General features: G+C 69.5%; 13 protein-coding genes. 11 read left to right on the top strand and 2 right to left on the bottom strand.

Annotated elements, in window-relative coordinates:
* Nucleotides 1-2 precede the first annotated feature (2 nt).
* Genes ABUE31_RS03625 through ABUE31_RS03605 form a run of 5 tightly spaced genes read left to right on the top strand, consistent with a single transcriptional unit; the run spans nt 3 to nt 7,339 of the window.
* Nucleotides 3-3,689: a cobaltochelatase subunit CobN gene (locus ABUE31_RS03625; protein ID WP_367722122.1), complete on the top strand. Its 3,687-nt coding sequence runs from the start codon at nt 3-5 to the stop codon at nt 3,687-3,689.
* Nucleotides 3,686-5,209 (top strand): precorrin-3B synthase, encoded by a 1,524-nt coding sequence (gene cobG, locus ABUE31_RS03620; RefSeq protein ID WP_367722121.1) that lies wholly within the window; start codon nt 3,686-3,688, stop codon nt 5,207-5,209. Before ABUE31_RS03625 ends, cobG begins: the two co-directional genes overlap by 4 nt.
* On the top strand, nt 5,206-5,838 hold the full coding sequence (locus tag ABUE31_RS03615; protein ID WP_367722120.1) for a precorrin-8X methylmutase: 633 nt from the start codon (nt 5,206-5,208) through the stop codon (nt 5,836-5,838). The genes cobG and ABUE31_RS03615 overlap by 4 nt, the downstream gene beginning before the upstream one ends.
* A gap of 2 nt (nt 5,839-5,840) precedes the next feature.
* The gene (locus ABUE31_RS03610; protein WP_437344063.1) at nt 5,841-6,575 is read left to right on the top strand and encodes a precorrin-2 C(20)-methyltransferase; all 735 of its coding nucleotides are present in this window, start codon (nt 5,841-5,843) and stop codon (nt 6,573-6,575) included.
* Nucleotides 6,572-7,339 (top strand): precorrin-3B C(17)-methyltransferase, encoded by a 768-nt coding sequence (locus tag ABUE31_RS03605; RefSeq protein WP_367722118.1) that lies wholly within the window; start codon nt 6,572-6,574, stop codon nt 7,337-7,339. Before ABUE31_RS03610 ends, ABUE31_RS03605 begins: the two co-directional genes overlap by 4 nt.
* Here ABUE31_RS03605 and ABUE31_RS03600 read toward each other — a convergent pair.
* Nucleotides 7,306-8,061, bottom strand: coding sequence for a cobalt-precorrin-6A reductase (locus ABUE31_RS03600; RefSeq protein WP_367722117.1), 756 nt, complete (start codon nt 8,059-8,061; stop codon nt 7,306-7,308). The genes ABUE31_RS03605 and ABUE31_RS03600 overlap by 34 nt on opposite strands.
* A gap of 263 nt (nt 8,062-8,324) precedes the next feature.
* Between ABUE31_RS03600 and cbiE the strand changes: the two genes are divergently transcribed.
* The 3 genes from cbiE to cobM are packed head-to-tail and all read left to right on the top strand — an operon-like array spanning nt 8,325 to nt 10,788.
* Nucleotides 8,325-9,542 (top strand): precorrin-6y C5,15-methyltransferase (decarboxylating) subunit CbiE, encoded by a 1,218-nt coding sequence (gene cbiE / locus ABUE31_RS03595; protein WP_367722116.1) that lies wholly within the window; start codon nt 8,325-8,327, stop codon nt 9,540-9,542.
* Nucleotides 9,539-10,027 carry a cobalamin biosynthesis protein gene (locus ABUE31_RS03590; protein WP_437344062.1) on the top strand — a complete coding sequence of 163 codons (489 nt, stop codon included), beginning with the start codon at nt 9,539-9,541 and terminating at the stop codon, nt 10,025-10,027. Before cbiE ends, ABUE31_RS03590 begins: the two co-directional genes overlap by 4 nt.
* Entirely contained in the window at nt 10,024-10,788 is a 765-nt protein-coding gene (gene cobM, locus ABUE31_RS03585; protein WP_367722115.1) for a precorrin-4 C(11)-methyltransferase, read from the top strand. The genes ABUE31_RS03590 and cobM overlap by 4 nt, the downstream gene beginning before the upstream one ends.
* 341 nt (nt 10,789-11,129) lie before the next feature.
* Here cobM and ABUE31_RS03580 read toward each other — a convergent pair whose 3' ends face one another.
* Nucleotides 11,130-12,227 carry a cobalt-precorrin-5B (C(1))-methyltransferase gene (locus ABUE31_RS03580; protein WP_367722114.1) on the bottom strand — a complete coding sequence of 366 codons (1,098 nt, stop codon included), beginning with the start codon at nt 12,225-12,227 and terminating at the stop codon, nt 11,130-11,132.
* Nucleotides 12,228-12,274: 47 nt separating this feature from the next.
* On the opposite strand from ABUE31_RS03580, the gene cobA reads away from it, so the two are divergent.
* Genes cobA through cobS form a run of 3 tightly spaced genes read left to right on the top strand, consistent with a single transcriptional unit; the run spans nt 12,275 to nt 15,155 of the window.
* Nucleotides 12,275-13,072 (top strand): uroporphyrinogen-III C-methyltransferase, encoded by a 798-nt coding sequence (cobA, locus tag ABUE31_RS03575; RefSeq protein ID WP_367722113.1) that lies wholly within the window; start codon nt 12,275-12,277, stop codon nt 13,070-13,072.
* Nucleotides 13,069-14,403, top strand: a complete 1,335-nt coding sequence (locus ABUE31_RS03570) for a cobyrinic acid a,c-diamide synthase CobB (protein WP_367722112.1) — start codon at nt 13,069-13,071, stop codon at nt 14,401-14,403. Before cobA ends, ABUE31_RS03570 begins: the two co-directional genes overlap by 4 nt.
* Complete coding sequence (cobS, locus tag ABUE31_RS03565; RefSeq protein ID WP_367722111.1) at nt 14,400-15,155, top strand: adenosylcobinamide-GDP ribazoletransferase; 756 nt, start codon at nt 14,400-14,402, stop codon at nt 15,153-15,155. Before ABUE31_RS03570 ends, cobS begins: the two co-directional genes overlap by 4 nt.
* Nucleotides 15,156-15,195: the final 40 nt, after the last annotated feature.

Genomic DNA, 15,195 nt, shown 5'->3' with positions numbered 1-15,195 from the left:
CCGTGCACATCCTGACCACCAGCTCCGCCTCGCTCGACGACCTCGTCGAGCCGGTCGACCTGCGTCAGGCGCCGGCGGACATCGTGGCGCTGTCGTTCACCGACAGCGACCTGGCGGGCATGGCGGCGGCGTGGAAGGCACACGCCGGCGCCCTGCCCTCGATGCGGCTCGCCGCGCTGCGCGACCTCAGGCATCCGATGTCGGTCGACCTCTGGGTCGACAGCGTCGCGACCAAGGCGAAGGTGATCCTCGTCCGCATCCTCGGCGGCTACGACTGGTGGCGCTATGGCTGCGACCAGCTTGCGGCCGCGGCGCGGACGAACGGCGTCAAGCTGGCGCTGCTGCCCGGCGAATGCCGCGAGCAGGACGAGCGGCTGGTCGAATGCTCGACGCTGCCGCGCGGCGAGCTGGATGCGCTGCTGTCCTATTTCCGCGAGGGCGGCCCTCAGAACATGGCGGCGCTGGTACGCCGGCTGGCAGGGCTCGCCGGACGCGCGGTGGAGGCGCCGGACGCGGTCGAGGTGCCGAAGGCCGGGTTCTACGATTATCTGACGAAGGGCATCGCCACTCGCCCCCCTCTGGCCTGCCGGGCATCTCCCCCTCAAGGGGGGAGATTCGCGGTTCCGGCGACATCACCAATTTTCGACTTTGCAGAAAATGGTGGGACGACAGAGCGAATAATCTCCCCCCTTGAGGGGGAGATGCCCGGCAGGGCAGAGGGGGGTATTCCACCCACCGCCATTACCGCCCCCACCGTCCCCATCCTCTTCTATCGCTCGATGCTGCTCGCCTCCGACGTCGCGCCGATCGACGCGCTCGCCGACGCCTTGCGGGCAAGGGGCTTGAACCCCGTCCCGATCTTCGTCGCCAGCCTGAAGGACGCCGCGTCCGCGGCCTTTGTCGAAACCGCGCTGCGTGACCTCAAGCCCGCCCTCATCGTCACCGCCACCGCCTTCGCGGCGGGCGCCGAGCCTGGCGCGGAGACGCTGTTCGACCGCGCCGGCGTGCCGGTGATGCAGGCGATCGTCGCCACCACGCGGCGGGAAGCGTGGGCAAAGAGCCCGCGCGGGCTGGCCCCGGCCGACCTTGCCATGCATGTCGTGATGCCCGAGCTCGACGGCCGCATCCTGGCCGGCGCGCTGTCCTTCAAGGGCGAGAGCGAGGTCGACGCCGAACTCGGCTTTCGCGCCTTCGCCAACCGCCCGGAGGCCGACCGCGTGGAGCAGGTCGCGGCGCGCATCGCGGCGATGGCCCGGTTGCAGGCGACGCCGCGCGAAAGCCGCTGCGTGGCGATCCTGATGCCCGACTATCCGGGCGCGGCCGGCCGCACCGGCTATGCCGTCGGGCTGGACGTGCCGACCTCCGTGCTCGCCATGCTGCACGACCTGAAGGACGCCGGCTATGCCATTGACGGGATTCCTGAAACGCCGCGCGAACTGCTCGACCTGGTGGAGCGCGAAGGCGCGGGGTTGAGCCTGGAGGACTATCTTGCGCTTGCTGTGGAATTGCCCGCTGAGGCTAGGCAAGTTGTCGAAGCGGCATGGGGAAGTCCGGGAAAGTCAAGTTCCTTCGCGCCCCCCTCTGGCCTGCCGGCCATCTCCCCCTCAAGGGGGGAGATCACGCCGTCATCTACGGCTTCTCCAATCTCGAACGTTGCAGAGGATGGCGAAACGGTGGAGAGACCAATCTCCCCCCTTGAGGGGGAGATGGCCGGCAGGCCAGAGGGGGGTGACATAGAGCGCCGCCGCTCCTCACCGCACGCCTTCCCCTTCCGCGCCGCCACCTTCGGCAACGTCACGGTGGCGCTGGCGCCCGAACGCGGGCGCTCGGAAGATCGCCGCGCCGACTACCACGATCCGACGCTGCCGCCGCGCCACGAACTCGTCGCCTTCGGGCTCTGGCTGCGCCACAAACTCGGCGTCGACGCCATCGTGCATGTCGGCGCGCACGGCACGCTGGAATGGCTGCCCGGCAAGGCGGTGGCGCTCGGCAAGGGCTGTTTTCCCGAAATCGTCGCCGGCCCGCTGCCCGTCGTCTATCCCTTCATCGTCTCCAATCCCGGTGAGGCGGCGCAGGCCAAGCGCCGCATCGCCGCCGTCACGCTCGGCCACCTGCCGCCGCCGCTGGTCGCCGCCGAACTGGACGACGACAAGCAGAAGCTCGAGCGGCTGGTCGACGAATATGCGCAGGCCGACGGGCTCGACCGCCGCCGCCGCGACCGGCTGGCGGAGCTTATCGTCGCGACCGCCGCGAAAACGGGGCTAGCCGCCGAGGCGGGCGTCGCCGACACCGACCAGCCCGACGAGGCGCTGCGCCGCATCGACGCCTGGCTCTGCGACCTCAAGGATTTTTCAATCAAGGACGGGCTGCATGTCTATGGCCGGGCGGAGCCGGACGACGACGAAGGCCGGCTGACAAGCGCCACGGCCGAACGCGCCGCGCTCATCGCCGCGCTCGACGGCCGCCACGTGCCGGCCGGGCCTTCCGGCGCGCCGGCGCGGGGGCGCATCGACGTCCTTCCGACCGGCCGCAACCTGTTCACCGCCGACCCGCGCACCATGCCGACGCCGACCGCGCAGGACATCGGCGAGGCGGCCGCGACCGAGGTGGTGCGCCGCTTCATGCAGGACCATGGCGACTGGCCGCGCTCGCTGGTCGTCGACCTCTGGGGGTCGGCTTCGCTGCGCACCGGCGGCGAGGAGATCGCGCAGGGGCTGGCGCTGATGGGCTGCCGGCCGCAATGGGATTCGGCGACCGGCCGCGTCACCGGCATCGAAGTACTGCCGCCAGCAGCGCTCGGGCGGCCGCGTGTCGACGTGACATGGCGCATTTCCGGCCTGTTCCGCGACATGTTCCCGACCCAGATCGCGCTGATCGACGCCGCCACCAGGGCGGTCGCCGCGCGCGACGAGGATTTTTCCGAAAACCCGCTTGCCGAGGCGGCACGACGCGACGGCGCAGCCCCGGCGCGCATCTTCGGCTCCTCCCCCGGCACCTATGGCGCGGGGCCGGAAGAGCTTTTGTCCGGCCAAAACTGGGAAGCGCGCGACGAACTCGGCCGCGCCTATCTCGACGCGGCATCGCATGCCTATGGCGGCGCGGAGGGCGATGGCGAGCACCTGCCCGACGCCTTCGCCAGGCGGGTCGCCGAAGCCGATCTCCTGGTGCATTCCGGCGACGACCCCGGCCGCGACATTCTCGAGGGTTCGGCGGACGTCGCCTTCGTCGGCGGTTTTTCGGCGGCGGTGGCGCTGCTCGGCGGCAAGGCCGACGTCATCGTGCTCGACACCACCGACCCGAAAAAGCCAAAGCCGCGCTCGGTGACCGAGGCGGTGACGCGCGTGGTGCGAGCGCGGGCGACCAATCCGCGCTTCATCGTGGGCCAGATGCGGCACGGGCCGCGCGGCGCATCGGAATTCGCCGAGACGGTGGACCGCCTGATCGGCTTCGCCGAGACCACCAACGCCATTCCGGGCGCGCTGATCGGGGCCGTGCACGACGCCTATCTCGGCGACGAGGCTGTGCGCGCCTTCATCCTGCGCGAAAACCCGAAGGCGGCAGCCTTCATTGCCGAACGTTTCGCCGCGGCCAGGCGGCGCGGCCTGTGGAACCCGCTGCGCAACTCGGTCGACAACGATCTCGCCGCGCTGGTCGCCGAGGCGCGCGGCCAGGGAGTCGCGGCGGCATGATCGCGCCCGCGACGGAAAATCTCCTGGCCGGCGGCTTCACGCGGCGCGGCGCCTGCCCTGCCCTGTCGGCGCCCATGAAGACCGGCGACGGGCTTTTGGCCCGGCTGAACCCGGTGGCCGGCGGCCTGTCGCCTGCCCAACTCGCCGGGCTTTGCGACGCCGCCGGGGCGCATGGCAACGGCGTGATCGAGGTGACCGCGCGCGGCAGCGTTCAGGTGCGCGGCCTGACGGAAAGCTCGGCCGGCCCCTTTGCCAAAACCGTCGATGCGCTTGGCATTGCGGTGCGCACCGGCGTGCCGGTGCAGACGAGCGTGCTGGCCGGGCTCGATCCCGGCGAGACCGCCGATCCGACCGGAGTGGCGCAAGCCATTCGCGCGGCAATCGCCGACGCGGGGCTGGAAAACCGGCTCGGACCGAAAGTGTCGGTGGTCGTCGACGGCGGCGGCCGGACCGCGCTGGACGAGGTTTCCGCGGATGTCAGGCTGACGGCCGTCGACGGCGGCGCCTGGCTGGTGGCGATCGCGGGGGATGCGACGACGGCAAGGCCTGTTGGTTTTGCGGAAAATGCACAGGCTGCTTGTGCTGCAACGCTCGCGCTTCTGTCCGAGGTTGCGGCCGTGGGCCGTGCTGCACGCGCCCGGGATGTGGACGGAACAATTTTATCGAGCTTAGCCAGTGGCTTGGAGGGTGGTCGTCCTACGTTGCCCCCCTCTGGCCTGCCGGCCATCTCCCCCACAAGGGGGGAGACTAGTCGCGGCGATGTCGCGCCCTCATCTGTAGCGCCTGAGATTTGCGGAGCCGCCGATGACGGCTTGATCTCCCCCCTTGTGGGGGAGATGTCCGGCAGGACAGAGGGGGGCGCGAAAGAACGCAACTTCGCAGGATCGTTGATCGGAAGCATTGAACTCCGCAACAAAAAATTCGCCCTTGGCGTCGCCCTGCCGTTCGGCCACACCAGCGCCGGGTTGCTGAAAACATTTGCGGAAATGGCGCAGGGGATCGGCGTCGAGGACATTCGCCCCGCGCCGAAACGCACGCTGGTGGCTGTTTGCGGGACGGTTGACCAGGCGGAAAGGCTGCGCGCGACCGCGCAAGCGCTGGGTTTCGCGACCGCGCCGGACGATCCCCGGCAGGCGATCTCGGCATGCCCGGGCTCCCCGGACTGCGCTTCGGGTCATATCCCGGCGCGTCGGATCGCAGCGGAAATCGTCGGCAAAAACAGCAACTTTCTGGACGGCTCTGTGCATCTGCACGTGTCGGGCTGCGCCAAGGGATGCGCACGTCCGGCAAGCTCGGACCTCACGATTGTCGGGCTGCCGGCCGGAACCGGGCTTGTCGTGGGCGGGACGGCGCGCGATGAAGCGGTCGCTTTTGCCGATAACGACGCCGCAGGGCGCGCATTCGCAACCGTCGCCGCGAGCGTCGCGGCACAAGGGCTGCCGGGCGAAACGACGGCGCAAGCCATTAAAAGACTTGGACTTTCCGCGCTGGCGGAAGCTTTCGGAAGACGCGCAACATGACGGCATACGACTACATCCACGACGGCAACGCGATCTACGAAAAGTCGTTCGCGATCATCCGCGCCGAGGCGGACCTGTCGCGATTCTCGGAAGAAGAAGCCGATGTCGCAGTGCGCATGATCCATGCCTGCGGTGTGGTCGAGGCGGCGCAACATTTTGTTTTCTCGAAAGATTTCGTTTCCGCCGCGCGCGGCGCGCTGCTCGCCGGCGCGCCGGTGCTGTGCGACGCGGAAATGGTCTCACGCGGTGTGACGGTGGCGCGGCTGCCGGCCAACAACGAGGTGGTGTGCACGCTGCGCGACCCGCAAACGGCCGAGATCGCGAAAAAGATCGGCAACACGCGCTCGGCCGCCGCGCTGGAACTCTGGCGCGAGCGCATGGGCGGAGCGCTGGTGGCGATCGGCAACGCCCCGACCGCTCTTTTCTATCTGCTTGAAATGATCGAGAAGGGCGCGCCGAAACCGGCGGCCATCATCGGCATGCCGGTGGGCTTCGTGGGCGCCGCCGAATCCAAGGACGCGCTGGCGGAAAGCCGGCTCGGCATCCCCTGGGCGATCGTGCGGGGACGCATGGGCGGCAGCGCCATGACCGCCGCCGCCGTCAACGCGCTCGCGAGGCCAGGCCTTTGAACATGCAAGCAAAAACCGGCAGGCTGATCGGCGTCGGCACGGGCCCCGGCGACCCGGAGCTGATGACGCTGAAGGCGGTGCGCGCGCTGGAAGAGGCCGATGTCGTGGCCTTCTTCGCCAAGCGCGGCAGCAACGGCAATGCGCGCGGCATCGTCGGGCCGCACGCGCGCGAAACGTGGACGGAATTGCCGCTGATCTATCCTGTCACGACGGAAATCCACAAGGATTCCAAGGACTACCGGGAGGTGATCCGCGAGTTTTACGAGGACTCCGTTCACAAGGTCGAAAAGCACCTCGAAAACGGCAAGACCGTCGCGATCCTGTCGGAAGGCGACCCGCTTTTCTACGGTTCCTACATGCACCTGCATGTGAGGCTCGCCGACCGCTGGCCGACCGAGGTCATTCCAGGCGTGACGGCGATGTCGGGATGCTGGTCGCAGACCGGCACCCCGATCGTGCAGGGCGACGACATCCTGACCGTTCTGCCGGGCACGCTGTCGGAATTCGAGCTGACGCGGCGGCTGGCCGACACCGACGCCGCGGTGATCATGAAGGTCGGGCGCAACCTGCCGAAAATCCGCAAGGCACTTCAGACGACCGGCATGCTCGACCGGGCGGTCTATGTCGAGCGCGGCACGATGGCGAACACGAGTTCGGTGCGGCTGGCCGAGAAGGCGGACGACGAGGCGCCCTATTTCTCGATCGTGCTGGTGCCGGGCTGGGCCGAAAAGCGATGAGCAGGACGGGACACATCGCGGTCATCGGCCTCGGGCCGGGCGGCGCGCACCAGGTGACGCCGGAGGCAAGCGCCGCAGTCGCCGCGGCAACTTGGTTTTATGGCTATGGACCCTATGTCGACCGGCTGGAGCTGAGGCCCGACCAGACCAAGGTCGCGTCGGACAACCGCGAGGAAATCTCGCGCGCGCAGGCGGCGCTCGAGAAGGCGGCCGAAGGCGAGCGCGTCGCGGTGGTGTCGGGCGGCGATCCCGGCGTGTTCGCCATGGCGGCGGCGGTGTGCGAGGCGATCGAGGCGGGCCCGGCGGAATGGCGCGACATCGAGGTGACGATCGTGCCCGGCGTGACGGCGATGCTGGCGGTGGCCGCACGGGCCGGCGCGCCGCTGGGGCACGACTTCTGCGCCATCTCCCTGTCGGACAATCTGAAGCCCTGGGAGACGATCGAGAAGCGGCTGAACGCCGCGGCGAGTGCCGGCTTCGTCATCGCGCTCTACAACCCGATCAGCAAGGCGCGGCCCTGGCAGCTCGGCAAGGCGTTCGAGCTTCTGGCGAAAATCCTGCCTGTGACGACGCCGGTTATCTTTGGACGCGCTGCCGGTCGCCCCGACGAGAAGATCGTGGCGACGCCGCTCGGCGAGGCCGACGCGAACCAGGCCGACATGGCGACCTGCGTGATCATCGGCTCGGCCGAGACGCGGGTCATCGAACGCGGCCAGCAGCCGGCGCTGGTCTATTCGCCGCGCTTCCTGAAGCCGGGCGCATGATCGGCGAGCGCCAGAACCTCGTCGACGCCGGCGCCGGACGGCATGTCGGGCAGATGCGGCCGGCCGATGAGAAACACCTCGATGCCGAGCGCCCGCGCGGCGGCGATCTTGCCGTAGGTCGCCTGCCCGCCGCTGTTCTTCGACACGATGGCGTCGATGCCCTGCGTTTCGAGCAGGGCGCGGTCGTCCGCCTCGGAAAACGGCCCCCGCGCCAGGACATAGACGGCATGCGGCACGGAAAGCGGCGGTTCGACCGGATCGACGCTGCGGATGAGATAGGAATGCTGCGGCGCGGCCTCGAAAGGCAGAAGTTCCTGCCGGCCGAGCGCGAGGAAGACTTTTCGCGCACGGGCTCCAAGCAGGCGGACAGCCTCGGCCGCGCTGTCGACCGGCGTCCAGCGGTCGCCGGGCTGGCGTTCCCAGGCGGGGCGGCGCAGCGCAATGGCCGGAACACCGGCCAGGCGGGCGGCGGCCGCCGCATTGGCGGAAATGCGGGCGGCATAGGGATGCGTGGCGTCGATCAGGAGATCGATGCGGTTTTCGGCGAGGTAGGTCGCGAGGCCCTGCGCGCCGCCGAAACCGCCGACGCGGACCGGCACGCCCTGCGCCACCGGATTTTCCGTGCGGCCGGCAAGCGACAGGGTGACGGCGTGGCGGGCCGCGAATTTCCCGGCGAGGTTTCTGGCGTCGGCGGTGCCGCCGAGGATCAGGATGTTTTTCATGGGGCGCGGCGTTTGAGCATTCCCCCTCACCCTTACCCTCTCCCCGTAAGAACAGGGAGAGGGGTTCGCCAAGGTTGTGGCGGGCTTTCCCCCCACCGTTCTGACGGGGAGAGAAGAGTCAGTCGAGGATCCAGCGCCGTCATCCTCGGGCTTGTCCCGAGGATCCGCCATAAGTTGGCGATTGGCGAATTCAGGAACACGCGGACGCGTGTAGATCGTCGGGACAAGCCCGAGGATGACGGCGCTGTGGCAGGGCTGTCCGCATGAGCGCCTCCTCAAAATGGCTCTCCGTCGTCGGCATCGGCGAGGATGGCGTTGGCGGGCTGGGCGACGCGGCGAAAAGGCTGATCGGCGAGGCCGAAATCGTGTTCGGCGGCAAGCGGCACCTGGCGCTGGCCAACGAACTGATCAAGGGTGAGTCGCGTGCCTGGCCGATCCCGTTCGACACCGCGATGCGCGAGGTCTTGGCGCTGCGCGGCCAGAAAGTCTGCGTGCTCGCCTCGGGCGACCCGTTCCTGCACGGCGTCGGCGTGACGTTGGCGCGGCACGTGCCATCAGGCGAGATGATCGCGATCCCTGCCCCGTCGGCGTTTTCGCTGGCGGCCTCGCGGCTCGGCTGGGCGCTGCAGGACGTCGAGACGGTTTCCCTGCACGGCCATTCGATCGACCTGATCCGCCCGCTGCTGCAGCCGAATCGGCGCGTGCTGGCGCTGACGTCGGATGGCGAGGGGCCGGCAGCGGTCGCGTCGCTGCTGGCCGGGCACGGTTTCGGCGCGTCGAAGCTGACGGTCCTCGAAGCGCTGGGCGGAGAGGACGAGCGGATAAGAACGACGACGGCGCGCGGCTTCGATCTCGAAAAGATCAATGCGCTGAACGTGCTGGCGCTGGAAATTGAAACAGGCCCTGAGGCGCGCGTGCTGCCGCTGACGGCGGGTCGCGCCGACGCGCTGTTCGAGCATGACGGACAGATCACCAAGCGCGCGGTGCGCGCGGTGACGCTGGCGGCGCTCGCGCCACGCCGCGGCGAACTCTTGTGGGACATCGGCGCGGGCTCGGGTTCGATCGCCATCGAATGGATGCTGGCCGATCCCGCGATGCGGGCAATCGCCATAGAGGGCGATGCCGAGCGCGCGGCGCGGATCGGGCGCAACGCGGCGGCGCTCGGCGTGCCGGGTCTCAAAGTGATCGAGGGGACCGCGCCAGCCGCGCTGGCCGGCCTGCCGACGCCGGACGCCATCTTCATCGGCGGCGGCGGCACGGACGCCGGCGTGATGGATGCCGCGGTCGCCGCTCTGCCCTCCGGCGGCAGGCTGGTGGCGAACGCCGTGACACTGGAAATGGAGGCGCTGCTGCTGGCCAGGCACGCCGCGCTGGGCGGCGAACTGACGCGCATAGCGATCGCCAGGGAAACGGCGATCGGCTCGATGCGCGGCTGGCGGCCGGCCATGCCGGTAACGCAATGGAGCTGGGTCAAAGCATGATCGTGGCGGGCATCGGCAGCCGCAAGGGCGTCAGCGCGACGGAAGTGGTCGCGGCGGTGGAGGCGGCGCTGAGGGAGCATGGGCTGGAGCGGGGCTCGCTGGCGCGGCTGGCGACTGTTGCGTTCAAGCGGGAGGAGCGCGGGATTTTCGAGGCTGGAGCGATGCTGGGGCTGGAGGTGGTGGTCGTGGTTGATCCGACGCCGTCTTCCTCGGGCTTGTCCCGAGGATCTGCGGTCCCAGGGCCAGCTATCAGCGGAGACTTAAAGCGCGCAAACTCGCCAAACTCGGCAGATCCTCGGGACAAGCCCGAGGATGACGACCCAGATAGCGGCGAGGAAAAGAGCCTGTCCTTCAAGCTCGCAGGCGTTGCTTCGGTCTCGGAGGCCGCGGCGCTGGCGGCGGCGGGCGAAGGCGCACGGCTGGCGGGGCCGCGTACCGCACTCGGCAACGTGACCTGCGCGATCGCTTTCGGAGCAGAAGCATGACGGTGCATTTCATCGGCGCCGGACCCGGCGCAGCGGACCTCATCACGGTGCGCGGACGCGACCTGATCGCGGCGTGCCCGGTCTGCCTCTATGCCGGCTCGATCATGTCTGCAGAGCTGCTGCAATATTGCCCGCCGGATGCGCGCATCGTCGACACCGCGCCGATGTCGCTGGACGAGATCGAGGCGGAATATGCGGCGGCGCACGCAGCCGGCAAGGACGTGGCGCGGCTGCATTCGGGCGACCTGTCGGTGTGGAGCGCGGTGGCCGAGCAGATAAGGCGGCTGGAAAAGCTCGGCATTCCCTACACGCTGACGCCGGGCGTGCCCTCCTTCGCGGCGGCGGCCGCGGCGCTCGGGCGCGAACTGACGATCCCCGAGGTGGCGCAGTCGCTGGTGCTGACGCGTGTTTCGGGACGGGCATCGAAGATGCCGCCGGGCGAAACGCTGGCCGGGTTCGGACGAACGGGCGCGACGCTGGCGATCCACCTGGCGATCCATGCGATCGACGAGATCGTGGCCGAGCTTTCGCCGCTCTACGGGGCGGACTGCCCGGTGGCGGTGGTGTTCCGCGCCTCCTGGCCGGAAGAGCGCGTGGTGCGCGGGACGCTGGCGGATATCGAAGGCAAGCTCCAGGAAAACCCGATCGAGCGCAGCGCGATCGTCTTCGTCGGGCGCGGACTGGCGGCGGAGGGTTTTCGCGAGAGCTCGCTCTACGACGCGTATTACCAGCGCCGGTTTCGCGGGCGGGAGGGGCTGTGATGCGATGCGTCCTTCGAGGCTCACTTTCGACAAGCTCGGGGTCGCACCTCAGGATGGGAGCCGGGTCGCCCTCCCCATCCGTCGTCCTCGGGCTTGTCCCGAGGATCCGCCTCGTTGGCAAGAATTTGGACCAAGCCAAACTTCGGAAGTGCGTAGATCCTCGGGACAAGCCCGAGGATGACGGTTCTGAAGCGTCGGCGCTGCCCCTCACCCGCCTGCCCGCATCCTCTCCCCGCAAGAGCGGCGAGAGGAGACAAGCGGCAACGTTGGCGTCCCCCTCTCCCCGTACCTACGGGGAGAGGATAAGGGTGATGGGCGGCGCTGACGCTGAAGGCCGGCCCTCAGGCGCGCAAAAAGTCCTTCTTGCCCATCAGATCGCCCTCGCGGTTGAAGACCAGCAGCTCGAGCTCGATGCCGGTGCCCTTGAGCACGGCGGCGGCGGTGGTCCAGGCAGCGGCGGCGATTGCGTCGCCCAGTGGAACGCCGTCCGCGGCGGCCAGCGAAAAGGCTTCGGCTACCGTGTTGGCGGCGCGGATGCGGTCGACGAGAACTGGCGAGGCCCCGGACTTTTCGGCAACCGCCGCAAGCGCCTCGAGGTCGGCCGCGCCGCGCGACGAATGCAGGTCGAGCATGCCTTGCGCGAGTTTTGTCATCTTGGCGACGCCCCCGGCGACGGTTACCCGCGCGACCGGGTGGTCGCGAAGATATTTGAGCATGCCGCCGGCGAAATCGCCCATGTCGATGAGCTGGACCTCGTGCAGGGAATGCAGTTTTTGCGCGGCGACCTCCGACGCGTTGCCGGTGGCGCCGGAGACATGCGCAAACCCCATGGCGCGGGCGACGTCGATGCCCCGATGGATGGAGTGGATCCAGGACGAGCAGGAATAGGGAATGACGATGCCCGTCGTGCCGAGGATGGAAATGCCGCCCAGGATGCCGAGGCGCGGGTTGAGCGTGCGCTCGGCGATCTTTTCGCCGCCCGGCACGGAGATCTCGACCTCGATGTCGGCAGCCTCGCCGGCAACCTCGCCCACCGACGCCGCGATCATCTTGCGCGGCACCGGGTTGATGGCGGGCTCGCCGGCCGGGATCGGCAGGCCGGGCCGGGTGACAAGGCCGACGCCCTCGCCGCGCCTGTAGGTGACGCCCGAGCCGGGCGGCCCGCGCCGCACGGTGGCGGTGACCAGCGCGCCGTGGGTCACGTCGGGGTCGTCGCCGGCGTCCTTGACGATCGCGGCCGTGGCATGATCGCCGGCAATGTCGTGGCGGGCGAGCGCGAAGGCCACGCGGCGCCCCGACGGCAGCGCGATCTCGACCGGATCGGGAAATTCGCCCGACAGCAACGCGGCGGTCGCGGCCTTGGCGGCAGCGGCGGCGCACGCGCCGGTAGTCCAGCCGCGCCTGAGCGGAGGACCTTTCGGAGGGTTCTCCACGGTCATGCCACGATCTATAGGGCCGGCGGGATTGCCCGTCATGAGGGAAACGCATGAGCGCGAAAGCTTTTCTCGAGATTGCGGCCGCGCGGCTTGCGCATGACGGTCCGGCGCTGCAGCCCGGAGAGGTGTGGCTGGTCGGCGCCGGACCCGGCGATCCCGGCCTGCTGACGCTCGACGCGCTCTCTGCGCTGGCGCAAGCCGACGCGCTGGTCCACGACGCGCTGGTGCCGGACAGGATCGTCGCGGTCGCCAGCCAGGCGGAAAAGTTCTTCGTCGGCAAGCGCGGCGGCCGGCTTTCGATCCCGCAGCATGAAATCAACGCACTGCTTGTGCGGCTGGCGAAGGATGGCCGCAAGGTGGTCAGGCTGAAGGGCGGCCACCCGCTGGTCTTTGCGCGCGGCGGCGAGGAAGCGCTGGCGCTGGCGGCGGAGAACATCCCGTTCCGCCTGCTGCCGGGCGTCACCTCGGCCTTCGGCGGGCTGGCCTCGGCGATGATCCCGGTGACGATGCGCGGCGTCAACGGCGCGGTGATCCTGGCGACAGGTTTTGCCGCGCAGAGCGACGACCGGCCGGACTGGGCCGCTCTCGCCCGTACCGGCCAGCCGATCATTATCTACATGGGCCTGACGCACATGGCCGATACCGTCGCCGCGCTGATGCAGGGCGGACTGGCTGAGGATACCCCGGCCGCCTTCGTGGAGAACGCGACGCTGCCCGAAGAGCGCGTGGTGGTCGCCACGCTCGGCACACTGGGTGAGACGGCGGCGCGCGAAAACGTGGTCTCCCCCGCCCTGATCGTGGTCGGCCACATCGTGCCGCTGCGTGACAGGATGAGGGGCGAAAGATGACGGCCAGGGCCGCACCAGCCAGGGCGATCATCGTCGGCGCCCCCCGCTCCGGTTCGGGCAAGACGTCCGTCACGATCGGGCTGCTGCGCGCGCTGGCCAGGCGCGGCGTCGCCGTGCGCGGGGCGAAATCCGGACCGGACTACATCGATCCGGGTTTTCACAAGGCGGCGACGGGCAAGGACGGCGTCAACCTCGACAGCTGGGCCATGGCGCCGGGCCTGCTCGCCGCGCTGGCGGCGGAAACCGCCGGCGATGCCGAGGCCGTGGTGATCGAAAGCGCAATGGGCCTGTTCGATGGCATCCCGGCCGAGCCGGGACGCTCCGGCGCGGCCGCCGACATGGCGCGGCTGTTCGGCGTACCGGTGCTGCTTGTGCTCGACGCGTCGGGACAGTCGCAGACGGCGGCGGCCATAGCCAAGGGATTCGCAACCTACGATCCCGGGGTGAAAATCGCCGGCGTCGTGCTCAACCGGCTTGGCAGCGAAAGGCACCGGACGCTCGCCGGCGACGCCATCGAGGCGCTCGGCATCCCGGTCGTGGGCGCGGTGATGCGCGATCCCGCGCTGACCCTGCCGGAGCGGCACCTGGGCCTCGTGCAGGCCGGCGAACACGCCGATATCGAGACCCACATCGAACGGCTGGCCGACGCCATGGAGCGCTCGATCGACATCGCCCGCGTGCTCGAGCTGATGACGCCGCTGGCGCCGTCCGGCGGCGACCTTTCGGCCGCGCTGCCGCCGCCCGGACAGCGCATCGCGCTGGCGCAGGATCAGGCCTTCAGCTTCCTTTATCCGCATGTCGCCAGCCATTGGCGCAAGGCCGGCGCGGAAATCGTGCCGTTCTCGCCGCTGGCCGACGAAACGCCCGGCGAAGACTGCGACGTCTGCTGGCTGCCGGGCGGCTACCCCGAACTGCATGCGGGACGCCTGAGCGCTGCCGCGAACTTCCGGGCCGGCATGGCGCGCTTCGCGGCAAAAAAGCCGGTGCATGGCGAGTGCGGGGGCTTCATGACGCTCGGCCAGGGGCTGGTGGATGCGGAAGGCACGCGACATGAAATGCTCGGGCTGCTGTCCCACTCCACCAGCTTTGCGAAGCGCAAGATGAATCTCGGTTACCGCCAGGCGACGCTCAGGGCCGGCTCGGCACTCGGGCCCGCCGGCGCGACGGTGCGCGGGCACGAGTTCCACTACGCGCAGGTGATCGAGCCAGGCACGGACGAGCCGCTGGCCGACATCGCCGACGGCCAGGGCAAGCCGCTCGGACCCTCGGGCGGCCGGCGCGGGCCGGTCAGCGGGACGTTCTTTCACGCCATTGCGAGGGCCGACGCATGACTCCGCGCCGCGCCGCCGAAGACGTCGTGTTCTGCGTCGTGTTCTTCACCCGGCTGCCGCTGCCCGCCTTCGACTTCGGCGGCCGCCCGCTGGCGCAGGCGATATGGGCAGCGCCCGTCGCCGGTGCCGTCGTCGGCATGGTCGGCTGTCTCGTCTACCTTGCCGCGCTGATGCTCGACGTGCCGGTGCCGGTGGCGGCCGCGCTGACGCTGGCCGCGGGCATGCTGGTCACCGGCTGCCTGCACGAGGACGGGCTTTCCGATGTGGCGGACGGCTTCGGCGGCGGCGCCACGCGCGAGCGCAAGCTCGAGATCATGCGCGACAGCCGCATCGGCGCCTATGGCGCGTCGGCGCTCCTGATGTCGGCGCTGATCCGCTGGAGCGCCATCGCTGCGCTCGCCAATCCGCTCTACGTCTGCTCGGCGCTCATTGCAGCCCACGCGGCCTCGCGCGCGCTTCTGGCCGCTTTCATGGTCCTGCTGCCTCCGGCGCGGACCGACGGGCTGGCCGCCTCGGCCGGCAGGGCTCAGGCCGACGGCGCCTATGTCTCCCTGGCGATCGGTGCGCTCGCCCTGCTGGCGATCGGTGCCTCCGGGCTGGCGGTCGCGGCGCTCTGCCTGGCGCTGGTCTTCTTCGGCCTCAGGGCGGCATGCCTGCGCCAGATCGGCGGCCACACCGGCGACACGCTGGGGGCGCTGCAGCAGGCCGGGGAAATCACAGTGCTGGTGGTCGCATCGGCGATGCTGACCTGAATCGAATTCTCAACGTATTGACTCGAACACGGAGCCGTCT

The sequence above is a fragment of the Mesorhizobium marinum genome (genome assembly GCF_040813675.1).
In the GTDB taxonomy this organism is placed as follows: domain Bacteria; phylum Pseudomonadota; class Alphaproteobacteria; order Rhizobiales; family Rhizobiaceae; genus Mesorhizobium_K; species Mesorhizobium_K marinum.
The sequence above is the reverse complement of the archived record's forward strand: the minus strand, read 5'-3'. Positions and strand labels throughout refer to the sequence as shown.